Origin of the sequence: Caballeronia sp. INML1 (assembly GCF_023631085.1) — a bacterium.
Taxonomy (GTDB): Bacteria; Pseudomonadota; Gammaproteobacteria; order Burkholderiales; family Burkholderiaceae; genus Caballeronia; species Caballeronia turbans.
In genome coordinates, this window is the sequence record NZ_JALQDT010000012.1 from 92,872 (window position 1) to 106,205 (window position 13,334).

The following is a 13,334-nucleotide window of genomic DNA, read 5'->3' on the forward strand; positions in this document are numbered from 1 at the left end:
CTTGAATGAGAGTATTCCTAATTACATAGGCCGATCGGCTAACGACTCCGACAAAAAGTCGATGAAAGTCCGTACCTTGGTCGTCATGTACTTTCGGCTCGTGTACACCGCATACACGGACGGCGCGAACGCCGTGTAGCTCGGCAGCACGCGCACGAGCGAGCCTGAGGCCAGCTCGGGTTCGACGATCCACGCCGGAAAATACGCGAGGCCGAGCCCCGCGCGCACGAGTTGCAGCGCCATCGACGTATCGTTGGTCTTGAGCACAGCTTGATTCTTCACGGTGAACACGCCGTCCGGTCCCGTCAGCGTCACGGTGTCGACGTTCGTGTACGTCGGCAACACGAAGCGATGACGCGCGACATCGTCCGGATGACGCAGCTTGCCGTGCTGTTCGAGATAGGCGCGCGAGCCGGCGAGCACGAAGGGCATCTTGCACAGCGGCCGCACGATCAGCGAAGGCGACGGCTCGGATGTCGCGCGGATCGCCATGTCATAGCCTTCCTCGACCAGATCGACGAAGCGGTTCTCCAGCCGCAGATCGACGAGCACGCCCGGATAGCGCGCCTGATACGCGACGAGCAGATCCGCGAACGTGCGATTGGCGAACCAGCCCGGTGCGGTGACCTTGAGCACGCCTTGCGGCTGCGCGGTCTGCACGCCGACTGCCGCCTGCGCGGCCTGCAGGATGTCGAGCGCCTCGCTGCACTGCTCGTAATACACGCTGCCGGCCTCTGTGAGGCTCAGATGGCGCGTCGTGCGGTTCAAGAGGCGCACGCCCAACTGACGTTCGAGATTGGCAACGTGCTTGCTCGTCATCGCGGTAGAGATGTCGAGCCGCTCGGCGGCTTTCACGAAACTTCCCGCCTCGACGACTTCACGGAACACGCGCAGGCTGGTCAGAGCGTCCATCGATCATTTCCTGTTCGGAAACAAAAAGCCAATGTTAACCGGATTTATCGACGGACGATGCCTGCCTAGACTGCGAGCATTAACCATCACAGGAGTTTCGCGATGTCTACGACTCAAGTTCCCTCAGCCGTGTCCCGCGTACCTGCGCTAGCCGGCTACGCTCACGCTCTGTTGCGCATCGTCGCGTCGTATGTGCTGCTCACGCATGCGAGCGCCAAGCTGTTTCATGTTCCGCACATCGCGATGTTCGATGGCTTGCCGCTCTTCTCGTTGCTCGGCGCGGCGGGCGCCATTGAACTGGTTGGCGGCGTGCTCGTGTTGATCGGCTGGTTCACGCGCGCGGCGGCGTTCGTGTTGTCCGGTGAACTCGCGTTCGCCTATTTCCTCGGACATGCGCCGAATGGACACTTCTTCCTGCCGCTGCTGAATCAGGGCGAGCCGGCCGTGCTGCTGTCGTTCATCTGCCTGTTCATTGCGGCGGCGGGGCCGGGCGCGTGGAGCATCGACAATCGGCGGTGAAGCTATTTCGGCCACTCGTCGAGCTCGTCGTTGAAGAGTGAAGCGACGATCCGGCGCAGCCACATCGTGCGCGCATCGTTATGAAACTTGCGATGCCAGTGCTGCTTCAGATCGAAGCGCGGCAGCGCGAGCGGCGGCTCGGCGAGCGTGATCGACGCATGCTCGGCCACATACGCGAAGCCGATCGCGTGCGGCACCGTCGCGATCAGATCGGTGCGCGACAGGATGAACGGCAGGCTCATGAAGTGCGGCGTCTCGAGCACCGCACGGCGCCGCACGCGTTCCTTGTCGAGAAAATTTTCCAGGATCTCCTGACTGCGGCCTTCGGCGCGCACGACGGCGTGGCCGCATTCCATGAAGCGCGCGAGCGTGAGCGGCTCGCTCGCGTACGGATGATCGCGCCGCATCAGACAGATGAAGCGATGCGAAAAAAGTCGCTGCTGAAAGAAGTTGTTGCCGCGCAGATCCGGGAAATAGCCGACCGCAAGATCGATATCGCCCGATTCGAGCCCGCGCTCGACATCCCCGTGCGACGCCGACACCGAGCGCAGATTCGCATTCGGCGCCTCCTTCGCGAACGCTTGCAGCAGCCGCGGCAGGAATACGATTTCGCCGACATCGGATAGCGCGATCGAGAAAGTCTCCGTGCTTGTCGACGCATCGAAGTGCTGCCGGTCGAGCAGGCCGCGTTCGATGCGCGCCAACGCCTCGCGCGCAGCGGGCACGAGCGCGATGGTGCGCGGCGTCGGTTCCATGCCGCGCGAGGTGCGTACGAAAAGCGGATCGTTGAAGTATTCGCGCAGGCGCGCGAGCGCCGTCGACACGCGCGGCTGGCTCACGCCGAGCCGTTCGGCCGCGCGGCTCACGTTGCGCGTTTCCTCGATGGCGACGAGGTAGGGAATCAGATTGAGATCGAGGTCGTTCATGGCGCGATGCTCCGCCAACGATGTTGGCGCGCGGCGATTCCCACGTCAACGCGCGCCATCAGCCGCGCCGCGCGACCATGTCCGACACGCGCTGAGCCGCTTCCTGCAACGGCTCCAGAAACGCTTTCACCATCTGTCTGGCGTTTTTGCGCTGGGCGTTTCCGCTGATGTTCAGCGCCGCGATCACGCGTCCCTGCCGGTCGCGGATCGGCGCGGACATCGAAATCAGCCCTTCCTCCAGTTCCTGATCGACGATCGCCCAGCCCTGGCGGCGCACGATGGCGATCGCTTCCTTGAGCGCGTTCTTGTCGACGACCGTGCGCGGCGTGCGCGCGACGAGCGGGCTCGAATCGAGCACTTCGTCGAGGCGCGCTTCGTCGAGCGCGGCGAGCAGCACGCGACCCATCGACGTGCAGAACGCGGGCAGGCGGCTGCCGATCGACAGATTCTGCGTAATGATCTTGTGCGTCGGCACGCGCAGGACATAGACGATTTCCGCGCCGTTCAGCACCGCGGCCGAGCAGCTTTCGTGAACCTGCTCGACGAGGTCTTCCATCACCGGCTCCGCGAGATTCCAGAAGGGCATCGAGGTCAGGTACGCGAACCCGAGGTCGAGAATCTTCGGCGTCAGTTGAAAGAGACGCCCGTCGGCTTCGACATAGCCGAGCGCCTGCAGCGTCAGAAGAATGCGGCGGGCGCCCGCGCGCGTGAGGCCCGTTGCCGCGGCGACATCGGTGAGCGTCTGGGCGGGGCGGTTCGCGTCGAACGAACGGATCACCGCGAGCCCGCGTGCGAAAGACTGAACGTATGCGTCGCCGGGGCGCGTCTGCGTGTCTTGCGGCTCGGCATCTGGATTGGGCGTGGCTGGATTCTTCATAAGGCTCGTCACGAAAGGGGCGAACGGTCTGCGGCTTCAGTGAAAACCCGCAGTTTGCGCATGCTTCGTTGACACGACAACGAACGCGGGACTACTATGCCGATGTTCGCTAAACGAATCCATGTTCGCATGACGAACATTTTGAAGCAAGTCTGATTACCAACTGGTAAACCCGAATTCGAGGCGCGATTTTCAAATCGGCGCCCGAGACAGGAGAAGGAACGGCACATGATCAACAAGATTTTCGATTCGCTCGCCTCGGCCGTGGCCGACGTCCACGACGGCGCGACCATCATGATCGGCGGTTTCGGTACGGCGGGCATGCCCTCCGAGCTGATCGACGCGCTCATCGAGCAGGGCGCGCGCGAACTCACGATCGTCAACAACAACGCCGGCAACGGCGACACGGGCCTGGCTGCGTTGCTCAAGGCGAAGCGCGTGCGCAAGATCATCTGCTCGTTCCCGCGCCAGACGGATTCTTATGTATTCGACGCGCTGTACCGCGCGGGCGAAATCGAACTGGAACTCGTGCCGCAGGGCAATCTGGCCGAGCGCATCCGTGCGGCGGGCGCGGGCATCGGCGGCTTTTTCACGCCGACCGGCTACGGCACGAAGCTCGCACAAGGCAAGGAAACGCGCGTGATCGACGGCAAGCACTATGTGCTCGAAGCGCCGCTGCATGCGGATTTCGCGCTCGTGAAGGCATTCAAGGGCGACCGCTGGGGCAATCTGGTCTATCGTAAAACTGCGCGCAACTTCGGCCCGATCATGGCGAGCGCCGCGAAAACGGCGATCGCGCAGGTCTCGAAGGTCGTGCCGCTCGGTGAGTTGGACCCCGAAAACATCGTGACGCCGGGCATCTTCGTGCAGCGCGTCGTGGAAGTGCCGCAAGCCGTGCATCAAGCCGAACTCGCTGCTTAAGGAAGGACGAAAAGCCATGAAGAAACTCACTCGTGACGAAATGGCCAGGCGCGTGGCCGCGGATATTCCCGAAGGCGCATACGTGAATCTGGGCATCGGCGTGCCGACGCTCGTCGCCAATCACCTCGCGGCGGATCGCGAAATCTTCCTGCACAGCGAAAACGGCCTGCTCGGCATGGGCCCGGCGCCCGCTGCCGGCTCCGAAGACGACGAACTCATCAACGCCGGCAAGCAACATGTGACGCTGCTGACGGGCGGCGCCTATTTTCATCACGCCGACTCGTTCGCGATGATGCGCGGCGGCCACCTCGACTTCTGCGTGCTCGGCGCATTCCAGGTGTCGGCGACGGGCGATCTCGCGAACTGGCACACCGGCGCGCCCGATGCGATTCCGGCCGTCGGCGGCGCGATGGACCTCGCGATCGGCGCAAAGCAGGTCTATGTGATGATGGAACTGCTGACGAAGCAGGGCGAAAGCAAGCTCGTCGCGCAATGTTCATATCCGGTGACGGGCGTCCAGTGCGTGGATCGCGTGTACACGGACCTCGCCGTGTTCGACGTGACGCCGGAAGGCTTCGTCGTGCGCGAGATCGTGGAAGGTCTGTCGTTCGACGAATTGCAGAAGCTGGCCAAGGTGCCGCTTCAATACGCGCCGCTGACCGAAGCCGTCTGACGCCTGAGAGACATAAAGGAACTGGAGCAACTGATGAAAGAAGCTTTCGTATGTGATGCCATCCGCACGCCGATCGGCCGTTACGGCGGTTCGCTGTCCTCCGTGCGCGCCGACGATCTGGGCGCCGTGCCGCTGCGTGCGCTCGTCGAGCGCAACAAGGAAGTGGACTGGGAAGCGGTGGACGAAGTGATCTACGGCTGCGCGAATCAGGCGGGCGAAGACAACCGCAACGTCGCGCGCATGTCGGCGCTTCTGGCCGGACTTCCGGTCGGCACGCCGGGCTCGACGGTGAACCGCCTGTGCGGCTCGGGCATGGACGCGATCGGTGTCGCGGCGCGGGCGATCAAGGCAGGCGAGACGAGCCTGATGATCGCGGGCGGCGTCGAGAGCATGAGCCGCGCGCCGTTCGTGATGGGCAAGGCGACGAGCGCGTTCTCGCGTTCCGCCGAAATTCACGACACGACCATCGGCTGGCGTTTCATCAATCCGCTGATGAAGAAGCAGTACGGCGTCGATTCGATGCCCGAGACCGCCGAAAACGTCGCGGACGACTACAAGATCAGCCGCGCCGATCAGGACGCGTTCGCACTGCGCTCGCAGCAGAAGGCGGCGCGCGCGCAGAAGGACGGGACGCTCGCACAGGAAATCGTCGCGGTGACGATTCCGCAGAAAAAGGGCGATGCGCTCGTCGTCGACCGCGATGAGCATCCGCGTGAAACGAGCCTCGAAGCGCTCGCCAAGCTCAAGGGCGTCGTGCGTCCGGACGGAAGCGTGACGGCCGGCAACGCGTCGGGCGTGAACGACGGCGCGGTCGCGATGCTGATCGGCGACGAGGAAAGTGCTAAGCGCCACGGTCTCACGCCGCGCGCGCGCATTCTCGGCCTCGCGACCGCGGGCGTGCCGCCGCGCGTGATGGGCATCGGCCCGGGTCCGGCGTCGCAGAAGCTGCTCGCGCGTCTTGGCATGACCATCGACCAGATGGATGTGATCGAGCTGAACGAAGCCTTCGCGTCGCAAGGACTGGCGACGCTGCGCATGCTCGGCGTCGCCGACGACGATCCCCGCGTCAACCCGAACGGCGGCGCGATCGCGCTGGGCCATCCGCTAGGCGCGTCGGGCGCGCGGCTCGTCACGACCGCGAGCTACCAGCTTCATCGCACCGGCGGCCGCTTTGCGCTGTGCACGATGTGCATCGGCGTGGGCCAAGGCATCGCGATGATCATCGAGCGCGTCTGACGCAATGTTCGCATCCACGGGACGTCTCACCGATCTCGTGTGCGGCAACGCCGCCGCGAACGAGATCTGGTCGCCGCGCGCGACCGTGCAGGCGATGCTCGACGTCGAAGCCGCGCTCGCGCGTGCGTCGGCGCTGCATCGCGTGATTCCGCCGGGCGCGGTCGAGGCGATCGTCGCCGCATGCAACGCGGACAACATCGACGGCGACGCACTGATGACCGGCGCGCAAGCAGGCGGCAACCTCGCGATTCCGCTCGTCAAGCAATTGACGGCCGTCGTGAAGGCGAGCGATGCCGAAGCCGCGAAGTATGTGCACTGGGGCGCGACGAGTCAGGACATCATCGATACGGGCGTCGTGCTGCAATTGCGCGCGGCGCTCGATCTCTTCGATGCCGACCTGCGTTCGTTGTCCGATGGGCTCGCGCAGCAGGGCGACCGGCATCGCGCAACGCCGATGATCGGCCGCACGTGGCTTCAGCAAGCGCTGCCGATCACGCTCGGCCTGAAGTTCGCGCAATGGCTCGATGCGGTGACGCGTCATCGCCAGCGTCTTGCGGAGTTGAAAGCGCGCACGCTGGTGCTGCAATTCGGCGGCGCGGCGGGAACGCTCGCGAGTCTGCGTGACAAGGCGCTGCCGGTTGCGGCATCGCTCGCGCAAGATCTGAGACTGACGCTTCCCGCGCTGCCTTGGCATACGCAGCGCGACCGCATCGCGGAAGCGGCGTCCTTCTTCGGCATGTTGACGGGCACGCTGGGAAAAATCGCGCGCGACATTTCGCTCATGATGCAGACCGAAGTCGGCGAAGTCGCGGAACCCGCCGCGGCAGGCAAGGGCGGTTCGTCGACGATGCCGCACAAGCGCAATCCCGTCGGCTGCGCCGCGGTGCTCACCGCCGCGACACGCGCGCCGAACCTCGTCGCGACGATCTTCGCCGGCATGGTTCAGGAGCACGAGCGCGCATTGGGTGGCTGGCAGGCCGAGTGGGAGGCGCTGCCCGACCTCGCACGCCTGACGGCCGGGGCGCTTTCGAACATCGTAGGCATCGTTGCGGCGATGGAAGTCAACGTCGAACGTCTCGCGCACAACCTCGATGTGACGAACGGCCTCGTGCTCGGCGAAGCGGTGATGCTCGCGCTCGGCGACGCCATCGGCAGGCTCGATGCGCACAAGCTCGTCGAAGGCGCATCGAAGGCGTCGGTCGCGAAGGGCACGTCGCTCTTCGACGAACTCGCCGCGAACGAAACCGTCACGCGCCATCTCTCGCAAGATCAATTGAAGCAATTGCTCGATCCGGCGAACTACGTCGGTGAGGCGCAGGCGTTCGTCGCTGCCGCCATCGCGAGCGCTAACTCGAAACAACAGGAGCAGTAAAAACATGCCTCTTGCCGAAGTGAACGGAACGCGGATTCACTATCGCATCGATGCCACGGCGGGCGACAGCGCGCCGTGGCTCGTGCTGTCGAATTCGCTCGGCGCCGATGTCTCGATGTGGACGCCGAACATCGAGGCCTTCGCGAAGCACTACCGCGTGGTGCGCTACGACACGCGCGGCCACGGCCATTCCGACGTGCCGCCGGGACCGTACACGATCGATCAGTTGATCGGCGACGTGATCGGCCTCATGGATCATCTGAAAATCGAGCGCGCGAACTACTGCGGCCTGTCGATGGGCGGGCTGACCGGCATCGGTTTGGCCGCGCGTCATCCGGAACGTTTCTCGCGCGTCGTGCTGTCGAACACCGCCGCGCTGATCGGCTCCGACGCCGTATGGACGCCGCGCGCCGCGAAGGCGCGCGAGCCGGGCGGCATGCCCGCGCTCACCGACGCCGTGATCGCGCGCTGGTTCACCGCGCCGTTCATCGAGCGCGAGCAACTCGAGCTCGCAAATATCCGCGACGTGTTTCGCCACACCTCGGGCGATGGCTACGCGTCGAACTGCGAGGCGATCCGCGACGCCGATCTGCGCGACGAAGCCAAAACGATCAGGCTGCCGGTGCTCGTGATCGCAGGCACGCACGATCTGTCGACGACGGCCGAGCAGGGCCGCGAGCTCGCGGGTTACATCGACGGATCGCGCTACCTCGAACTGGACGCGGCGCATCTGTCGAACATCGAAAAGCGCGACGACTACACGCGCGCCGTCCTCGACTTCCTCGGAGAAAAGAAATGACCGACGACGAACGTTACGAAGCGGGGATGAAGGTGCGTCGCGCGGTGCTGTCCGATGCGCACGTGGACCGCTCGCTTGCGAATCGCACGGAGTTGACGACGGAGTTCCAGAACTTCATCACGCGCTATGCGTGGGGCGAGATCTGGACGCGCGATGGCCTGCCGCGCCACACGCGCAGCCTCATCACGATCGCGATGATGGTTGCGCTCAACCGCAGCGAGGAACTCGCGCTGCACTTGCGCGCCGCGAAGAACAATGGCGTGACGCAGGACGAAATCAAGGAAGTGCTGCTACAGACGGCGGTCTACTGCGGCGTGCCGGCGGCGAATTCGGCATTCCACCTTGCGCAGAAGATCTTCGACGAGGAAAGCAAGGCGTAATCGCGTAATACGGCTTCGAGAGGAACCGTCTCCGGGAAACCGGAGACGGTTTTTTTTGTTTCTGGACTCAGAACGCGTAGTACGGTCCCGGTCCGGCGGGCGTCGCGCGTCCGGCGAGCGCCGTGAACACGCGGCGCCCGTAGAAGAACGGCAAGCCCCAGTCGAAGTAGCCGCTCGCCGCGCCGGCGAGGTTGTCGAAGGCGAAGTTGCCTGTGCCGAACAATGCGGTCGATTGCGCGACGGTAAAGCTCACCGCGCTTTGTGCGCCGCTCGACGAGCGAATGGTCGCCGCGATCGTCTGCGGTGTGGACGGGCAATACCACACGCCGCATTTCGCAAGCGTCGTCGAAGGGAAGAAGACGCCGTTCGATCCGCTGTCGATGAAACTCGACCCATACTGGCTGCCGCCGAAATCCGTCGTGACGTAGCCCGACGACGAACTCGACTTGAGCACGGTCGCCGAGCCGAGCAGATTGTTCGACTGCGAGCCGATGCCGAAAGTCATCGTGCCGGTCACGGTCATCGCGCCGTTGTCCGGCACGTCGGGAAGCTCGATCAGCACGCCATTGTTGTCGGTGGCGAAGTTCGCGACCGGATTCGTCACCTGCTGGGCGACCGCCACCGTGCTCGAGACGCAGTTGCCCGCGATGCAGCTGTAGTACCAGCGCGGCATCGCGGTGACCGCACATCCCGCGCCGCAATCGGCGCTGAAGGGCCCGACGCCGAGAATGCCGTTCGCGCGCAAGGACGACGCGGAGAGCATCGGCAGACCGGACTGGGTGCAGTCCTGCGCGGTCGTGGGCGCGGCGCTGTCGGCGATCAGTTGGACGGAGGTCGAGCGCGCGACCTGGCCGGCGAGCCGCACGTCGGCCGTGCGTACCGCGCCCCACGTGTAACCCGAACCGAACACCGCGCATTCCGCAACGATCGCGCTTTGATTGCTGCCCGCGATCAGCGGCAAGGCAATCGACGGGCTGAGCGCGGAGGCAAGCACGCGCAGGCCATGCGAGCCGGTATCGACCTGAATGTTGTCGATGGTCTGACAGGTGTTCGTGCCGGGCACGCAGATCGTGACGCTCGTTTGCAGCATGTTGCGCGTGTTGGTGGGCGTGCTGGTGACGTGGATCGTCTGGACGTTGGGTGTCGTCGATTGCGGCAGGCTCGTGTCCGTGGACGCAGGCGATGGGGCGCTCGAGGGCGTGGCGGCGCTTGCCGCGGCCGCCGCGCTCGCGGTTGCGGGCGCGCTCGGTTGCGGGGGCGGCGCGGCGGAACTGTCGTTCGAGCCTCCGCCTCCGCCGCACGCGTTAAGCAGGGCGCAGAGCGCGAAGAGGGGCATCGAGTGGAGGGCGCGTGTGTTCATCGTCGGCCTCTCACTGGATGTCGCTCGATGTCACGCCCGCCGGCAGGCCGCTCGCGAGCCATGCGCGTCCGCTGAATTCGCGAAGCCGCACGCGATTTTCGACGACGAGATCGCCCTGCGCGACGCGCGTCGCATGCAGACCGGCGTCGCCGACCGACGCATTCGCGCCTTGCCTGAACGTCTCGAAGTGCGCGCCAAGCAGCGCGCCGATGTCCGGCATCGCCGGGCCGCGCCAGGAGACGCCGTACACCGCACCGCTCGTATCGACATATTCACGCACGACGATGCCTTGTTGGTCGGTCGTTTCGCGATATTGCACGAGTCCGCCCTGTGCCTGATGCACGACATCGCCTTGCGAGGCACCGGCGGCGCGCCCGGTCGCGCCGAGTTCCGCGCGAGCGGGCGCCGTCGCGCCGATCGTGAGAATCGCCAGGCCAGCGATCGCGTAGTGAGGAATTCTGATCTCTCTCATGTACTTTCTCCGTTATTTAGGACTCTTCTTGTTTTTGAGATGGGATTTTAGATGTAGAGCCCGGCAAAACGATACGGAGGAAGGCACGTGGCAGAGCGATCGATTCCCGTCGTACTAGCGATAAATTCGCCTATAAATCAGCAGGTTGCACACAGCGAAAGACCGAATTCCTGATTTTCGTGATTGTCATAAATTGTCAATGCGATGCCGGAGCGTCTTAAATACAAAATGCGCACGCGCTATTTGGCTGCTTTCAATCCGCATTCTGCGACACCGAGCAATAGGCAAGATGCGCGCGCTGCACGCGCTCGCCGGAGGCCGACCGGACCTCTTTTTTTCACGGCACACCGTCGGACCGGTAAAATGCTGGGTTGATCCACGGAAGAACGCCCGTGGCGTAGCGGAAGGATTTCTCCAAATGACAGATTTTCGTGTGACCAAGCGCATGGCTGCGCTTTTCGCGGTGGCCGGAATCGTGGCGGGATGCGGCAGCACCAATCCCAACGCATTCAACTACAAGAGCGATCAGCGTTCCAAACAGGTGTCTCTCGCCGTTCCGCCGAATCTGCTCGACGAAGCGGTCGACCAGCGCTCGCTGCCGCCGCAGGGCGGGCAGGCATCGCTCTCCGAGCTTCAACAAGTCCAGAAAGTCGCACCGAACGCGCCCACGGTGGTCCCGCCGGTCTCCGGCATGCACATTCAACGCGACGGCACCGAGCGTTGGCTCGTCGTCGATGGCAAGACGCCCGATCAGGTATGGCCGCAAATCCGCCGTTTCTGGCAGGAGCAGGGCTTCCTGCTCGTCGTCGATCAGCGCAGCAAAGGTGTGATGGAAACGGACTGGAACGAAACCCATCCGCAGATTTCGGACGGCCTGATCCGTGACACGCTCGCCAAGGCAACCGGCAATTCGTATGTGACCGCTGAGCGCAACAAGTACCGCACGCGCCTCGAAACGGCACCGAGCGGCGGCACTTATGTGTTCATCAGCCAGAAGGGCATGCGCGAGGCGCTGACGGGCGTGAACAACGATTCCAGCCAGTGGCAGGCGCGTCCGAACGATCCGGCGCTGGAAAACGAATATCTCAAGCGTCTGATGTCCTCGCTCGCGATGGCCGATCAACGGACCGCTTCGGGCGGCGCGACGCCGCTCGACACGCCGGTTGCGGCAGGCGCAGCAGGCGCCGCAGGCGCGCAAGCCGCGAAGGGCGGTGATTCGAAGGCCGCGTCGGTTGCGGCACAGAATGTCGCGAACACGGGCAACTCGCCGATTCGCAACGAAGTCGTGCCCGAGGCCACGACCTCGCAACTGACGTTGCCGGAAGCGTATGACCGCGCGTGGCTGCGCGTGGGCATCGCGCTCGATCGCGCGAACTTCACGGTGGACGACCGCGACCGCAGCAAGGGCGTCTACTACGTGCGTTATGTCGATCCCACGGACAAGTCATCCGCGGAGCAGGGCTTCTGGAGTCAGGTGTTCCACGGCCGCAAGGAAATGAAGGCCAAGCAATATCAGGTCAACGTGCGCGCAGTCACGGAGCAGCAGACGCGCGTGGCGATCGTCGACGACAAGGGGAATGTCGATTCGTCCCCGCAGGCGCGCCAGATCATGGCGTTGCTCGCCGACCAGATCAGCTGAACGTACCGTCAGCCTGATCGCAGGGAAACCGCCTCGTCCGCGAGGCGGTTTTTTTATGCCCGCCGCACGCGCAAACGATTTTTTCAGCATGCACAGAAATGCGAGCGTCGCCCGAGAATTGCGCAGACAATTCTTTCTATCGGGAAATGTGCGCAAAAGCTTATAGAAATGAACGGGCGGACAGTACATTGCATCAATAGCGTCATTCACCCGCCCGAAGCGCTTCGAAAGCGCGTCATCAGGCGCGTCGCACTGGACAAACAGACGATTGGTTCGCTACGCGCGAACCCCGATGGCCCCGTCGCCTATCCTCGTAGGGCGACGGTTTTTGCCCGCGTTTCGCTTGGAACGCGGGCTTTTTCTTTGCGTGCGCTCATCGGATGTTTTCAGCGATCTCGGCGGAGCGCGGTTATGCTCGTGCTTTCATCGCTTCATTGAATAAGGAGAACATTCATGTCGGAAGTTGCCGTCGTTGCTATTTTCGTCGCCAAGCCGGGCAAGGAAGAGGAACTGAGGCAGGTGCTCGAAGCCAACGTCGAGCCGACGCGGAAAGAACCGGGTGCGCTGCAATACGACTTGCACCGCGACATCAAGGAGCCGCGGCGCTTTATCTTCGTCGAGCGCTGGGAGAGCGAAGCCGCGCTCCAAAAGCACGGCGAATCGGCGCATATTCAGGCGTTTCGCGCCAAAGCGCCGGATCTGTACGAGCACGGCGAGGTCCGCGTCGCGAGCAAGATCCTCTGACGGTCGAGACCGTCTTCAGTGCGTTTCGTGCGGAACGTCGAGGATCAGGATGATGGTCCAGTCGGCGTCGCCGTCGTGGTGATACTGGCGCTCCGCGACGATGAACGGTTGTTGCTTGCCGCTCGGCCCGAGGAAGAGCACGTCACCTTCCATCGGCAGACATTCGACCGGCGGCAGCGCCAGATACGAGTCCTTGTTCACGTTGCGCGGCATCAGTTTTTCGATCTTGCGCGATGCCGCTTCGGTCCATTCGATATCGAGCTGGATATTGCTCATGCTGTCGTTCGCACGGTGAGTGCGCTCCACGGTTGAATCATTGAAAAGACGATGCGCAATGTAGCACACGCCATGCTCGATCCATGAGGCGCGCCAAACGAAAAAACGGCCCTGAGGCTAATGCCGTTCAGTTAGCGCTGCACGGCATTTTTGTTTATGGGGTGAGAAGTGGTTGTAAACGGAGCGCCGGGCTGTTAACTTTCCGGTGCGATGCTTGCCGACCACCTC

The 13,334-nt window shown here is 63.7% G+C and carries 15 protein-coding genes; 9 read left to right on the forward strand and 6 right to left on the reverse strand.

Annotated features, from left to right (window positions below; translation table 11 throughout):
* Positions 1-21: 21 nt before the first annotated feature.
* Entirely contained in the window at positions 22-912 is an 891-nt protein-coding gene (locus NCR38_RS05375) for a LysR family transcriptional regulator (RefSeq protein ID WP_061120069.1), read from the reverse strand.
* 102 nt (positions 913-1,014) lie between these two features.
* Between NCR38_RS05375 and NCR38_RS05380 the strand changes: the two genes are divergently transcribed.
* The gene (locus tag NCR38_RS05380) at positions 1,015-1,431 is read left to right on the forward strand and encodes a DoxX family protein (RefSeq protein WP_250476534.1); all 417 of its coding nucleotides are present in this window, start codon (positions 1,015-1,017) and stop codon (positions 1,429-1,431) included.
* 2 nt (positions 1,432-1,433) lie between these two features.
* Here the strand turns inward: NCR38_RS05380 and NCR38_RS05385 are convergent, their stop codons facing one another.
* Together NCR38_RS05385 and NCR38_RS05390 are read right to left on the reverse strand one after the other, a co-directional pair.
* The gene (locus NCR38_RS05385) at positions 1,434-2,357 is read right to left on the reverse strand and encodes a LysR family transcriptional regulator (protein WP_061120067.1); all 924 of its coding nucleotides are present in this window, start codon (positions 2,355-2,357) and stop codon (positions 1,434-1,436) included.
* A 58-nt stretch (positions 2,358-2,415) separates the two neighbouring features.
* On the reverse strand, positions 2,416-3,234 hold the full coding sequence (locus NCR38_RS05390; RefSeq protein ID WP_061120066.1) for an IclR family transcriptional regulator: 819 nt from the start codon (positions 3,232-3,234) through the stop codon (positions 2,416-2,418).
* Between the two features lie 228 nt (positions 3,235-3,462).
* Between NCR38_RS05390 and NCR38_RS05395 the strand changes: the two genes are divergently transcribed.
* From NCR38_RS05395 to pcaC, 6 genes are read left to right on the forward strand one after another with little or no spacing between them, the layout of a single operon-like run.
* Positions 3,463-4,155 carry a 3-oxoacid CoA-transferase subunit A gene (locus NCR38_RS05395; protein WP_061120065.1) on the forward strand — a complete coding sequence of 231 codons (693 nt, stop codon included), beginning with the start codon at positions 3,463-3,465 and terminating at the stop codon, positions 4,153-4,155.
* 16 nt (positions 4,156-4,171) lie between these two features.
* On the forward strand, positions 4,172-4,828 hold the full coding sequence (locus NCR38_RS05400; protein WP_061120064.1) for a 3-oxoacid CoA-transferase subunit B: 657 nt from the start codon (positions 4,172-4,174) through the stop codon (positions 4,826-4,828).
* A 33-nt stretch (positions 4,829-4,861) separates the two neighbouring features.
* The gene (gene pcaF / locus NCR38_RS05405) at positions 4,862-6,064 is read left to right on the forward strand and encodes a 3-oxoadipyl-CoA thiolase (RefSeq protein WP_061120063.1); all 1,203 of its coding nucleotides are present in this window, start codon (positions 4,862-4,864) and stop codon (positions 6,062-6,064) included.
* 4 nt (positions 6,065-6,068) lie between these two features.
* Positions 6,069-7,436 (forward strand): 3-carboxy-cis,cis-muconate cycloisomerase, encoded by a 1,368-nt coding sequence (locus NCR38_RS05410; protein ID WP_061120062.1) that lies wholly within the window; start codon positions 6,069-6,071, stop codon positions 7,434-7,436.
* A 4-nt stretch (positions 7,437-7,440) separates the two neighbouring features.
* The gene (pcaD, locus tag NCR38_RS05415; protein ID WP_061120061.1) at positions 7,441-8,235 is read left to right on the forward strand and encodes a 3-oxoadipate enol-lactonase; all 795 of its coding nucleotides are present in this window, start codon (positions 7,441-7,443) and stop codon (positions 8,233-8,235) included.
* On the forward strand, positions 8,232-8,615 hold the full coding sequence (pcaC, locus tag NCR38_RS05420; RefSeq protein WP_008350165.1) for a 4-carboxymuconolactone decarboxylase: 384 nt from the start codon (positions 8,232-8,234) through the stop codon (positions 8,613-8,615). Before pcaD ends, pcaC begins: the two co-directional genes overlap by 4 nt.
* A gap of 67 nt (positions 8,616-8,682) precedes the next feature.
* Here pcaC and NCR38_RS05425 read toward each other — a convergent pair whose 3' ends face one another.
* Together NCR38_RS05425 and NCR38_RS05430 are read right to left on the reverse strand one after the other, a co-directional pair.
* Positions 8,683-9,975 carry a DUF3443 domain-containing protein gene (locus tag NCR38_RS05425; protein WP_061120060.1) on the reverse strand — a complete coding sequence of 431 codons (1,293 nt, stop codon included), beginning with the start codon at positions 9,973-9,975 and terminating at the stop codon, positions 8,683-8,685.
* Positions 9,976-9,985: 10 nt separating this feature from the next.
* Complete coding sequence (locus NCR38_RS05430; RefSeq protein ID WP_061120059.1) at positions 9,986-10,447, reverse strand: DUF2844 domain-containing protein; 462 nt, start codon at positions 10,445-10,447, stop codon at positions 9,986-9,988.
* A gap of 418 nt (positions 10,448-10,865) precedes the next feature.
* Between NCR38_RS05430 and bamC the strand changes: the two genes are divergently transcribed.
* Entirely contained in the window at positions 10,866-12,086 is a 1,221-nt protein-coding gene (bamC, locus tag NCR38_RS05435; protein WP_250476535.1) for an outer membrane protein assembly factor BamC, read from the forward strand.
* Between the two features lie 453 nt (positions 12,087-12,539).
* Positions 12,540-12,830: a putative quinol monooxygenase gene (locus tag NCR38_RS05440; protein WP_061120057.1), complete on the forward strand. Its 291-nt coding sequence runs from the start codon at positions 12,540-12,542 to the stop codon at positions 12,828-12,830.
* A 15-nt stretch (positions 12,831-12,845) separates the two neighbouring features.
* On the opposite strand, the gene NCR38_RS05445 is transcribed toward NCR38_RS05440, so the two are convergent.
* Complete coding sequence (locus NCR38_RS05445; RefSeq protein ID WP_035503563.1) at positions 12,846-13,106, reverse strand: hypothetical protein; 261 nt, start codon at positions 13,104-13,106, stop codon at positions 12,846-12,848.
* Positions 13,107-13,334 lie beyond the last annotated feature (228 nt).

What these genes read in the sequence shown, in the direction of transcription:
- NCR38_RS05375 (WP_061120069.1), bottom strand. Translation starts at nt 912, where the DNA reads ATGGACGCTCTGACCAGCCTGCGCGTGTTCCGTGAAGTCGTCGAGGCG.
- NCR38_RS05380 (WP_250476534.1), top strand. Translation starts at nt 1,015, where the DNA reads ATGTCTACGACTCAAGTTCCCTCAGCCGTGTCCCGCGTACCTGCGCTA.
- NCR38_RS05385 (WP_061120067.1), bottom strand. Translation starts at nt 2,357, where the DNA reads ATGAACGACCTCGATCTCAATCTGATTCCCTACCTCGTCGCCATCGAG.
- NCR38_RS05390 (WP_061120066.1), bottom strand. Translation starts at nt 3,234, where the DNA reads ATGAAGAATCCAGCCACGCCCAATCCAGATGCCGAGCCGCAAGACACG.
- NCR38_RS05395 (WP_061120065.1), top strand. Translation starts at nt 3,463, where the DNA reads ATGATCAACAAGATTTTCGATTCGCTCGCCTCGGCCGTGGCCGACGTC.
- NCR38_RS05400 (WP_061120064.1), top strand. Translation starts at nt 4,172, where the DNA reads ATGAAGAAACTCACTCGTGACGAAATGGCCAGGCGCGTGGCCGCGGAT.
- pcaF (WP_061120063.1), top strand. Translation starts at nt 4,862, where the DNA reads ATGAAAGAAGCTTTCGTATGTGATGCCATCCGCACGCCGATCGGCCGT.
- NCR38_RS05410 (WP_061120062.1), top strand. Translation starts at nt 6,069, where the DNA reads ATGTTCGCATCCACGGGACGTCTCACCGATCTCGTGTGCGGCAACGCC.
- pcaD (WP_061120061.1), top strand. Translation starts at nt 7,441, where the DNA reads ATGCCTCTTGCCGAAGTGAACGGAACGCGGATTCACTATCGCATCGAT.
- pcaC (WP_008350165.1), top strand. Translation starts at nt 8,232, where the DNA reads ATGACCGACGACGAACGTTACGAAGCGGGGATGAAGGTGCGTCGCGCG.
- NCR38_RS05425 (WP_061120060.1), bottom strand. Translation starts at nt 9,975, where the DNA reads ATGAACACACGCGCCCTCCACTCGATGCCCCTCTTCGCGCTCTGCGCC.
- NCR38_RS05430 (WP_061120059.1), bottom strand. Translation starts at nt 10,447, where the DNA reads ATGAGAGAGATCAGAATTCCTCACTACGCGATCGCTGGCCTGGCGATT.
- bamC (WP_250476535.1), top strand. Translation starts at nt 10,866, where the DNA reads ATGACAGATTTTCGTGTGACCAAGCGCATGGCTGCGCTTTTCGCGGTG.
- NCR38_RS05440 (WP_061120057.1), top strand. Translation starts at nt 12,540, where the DNA reads ATGTCGGAAGTTGCCGTCGTTGCTATTTTCGTCGCCAAGCCGGGCAAG.
- NCR38_RS05445 (WP_035503563.1), bottom strand. Translation starts at nt 13,106, where the DNA reads ATGAGCAATATCCAGCTCGATATCGAATGGACCGAAGCGGCATCGCGC.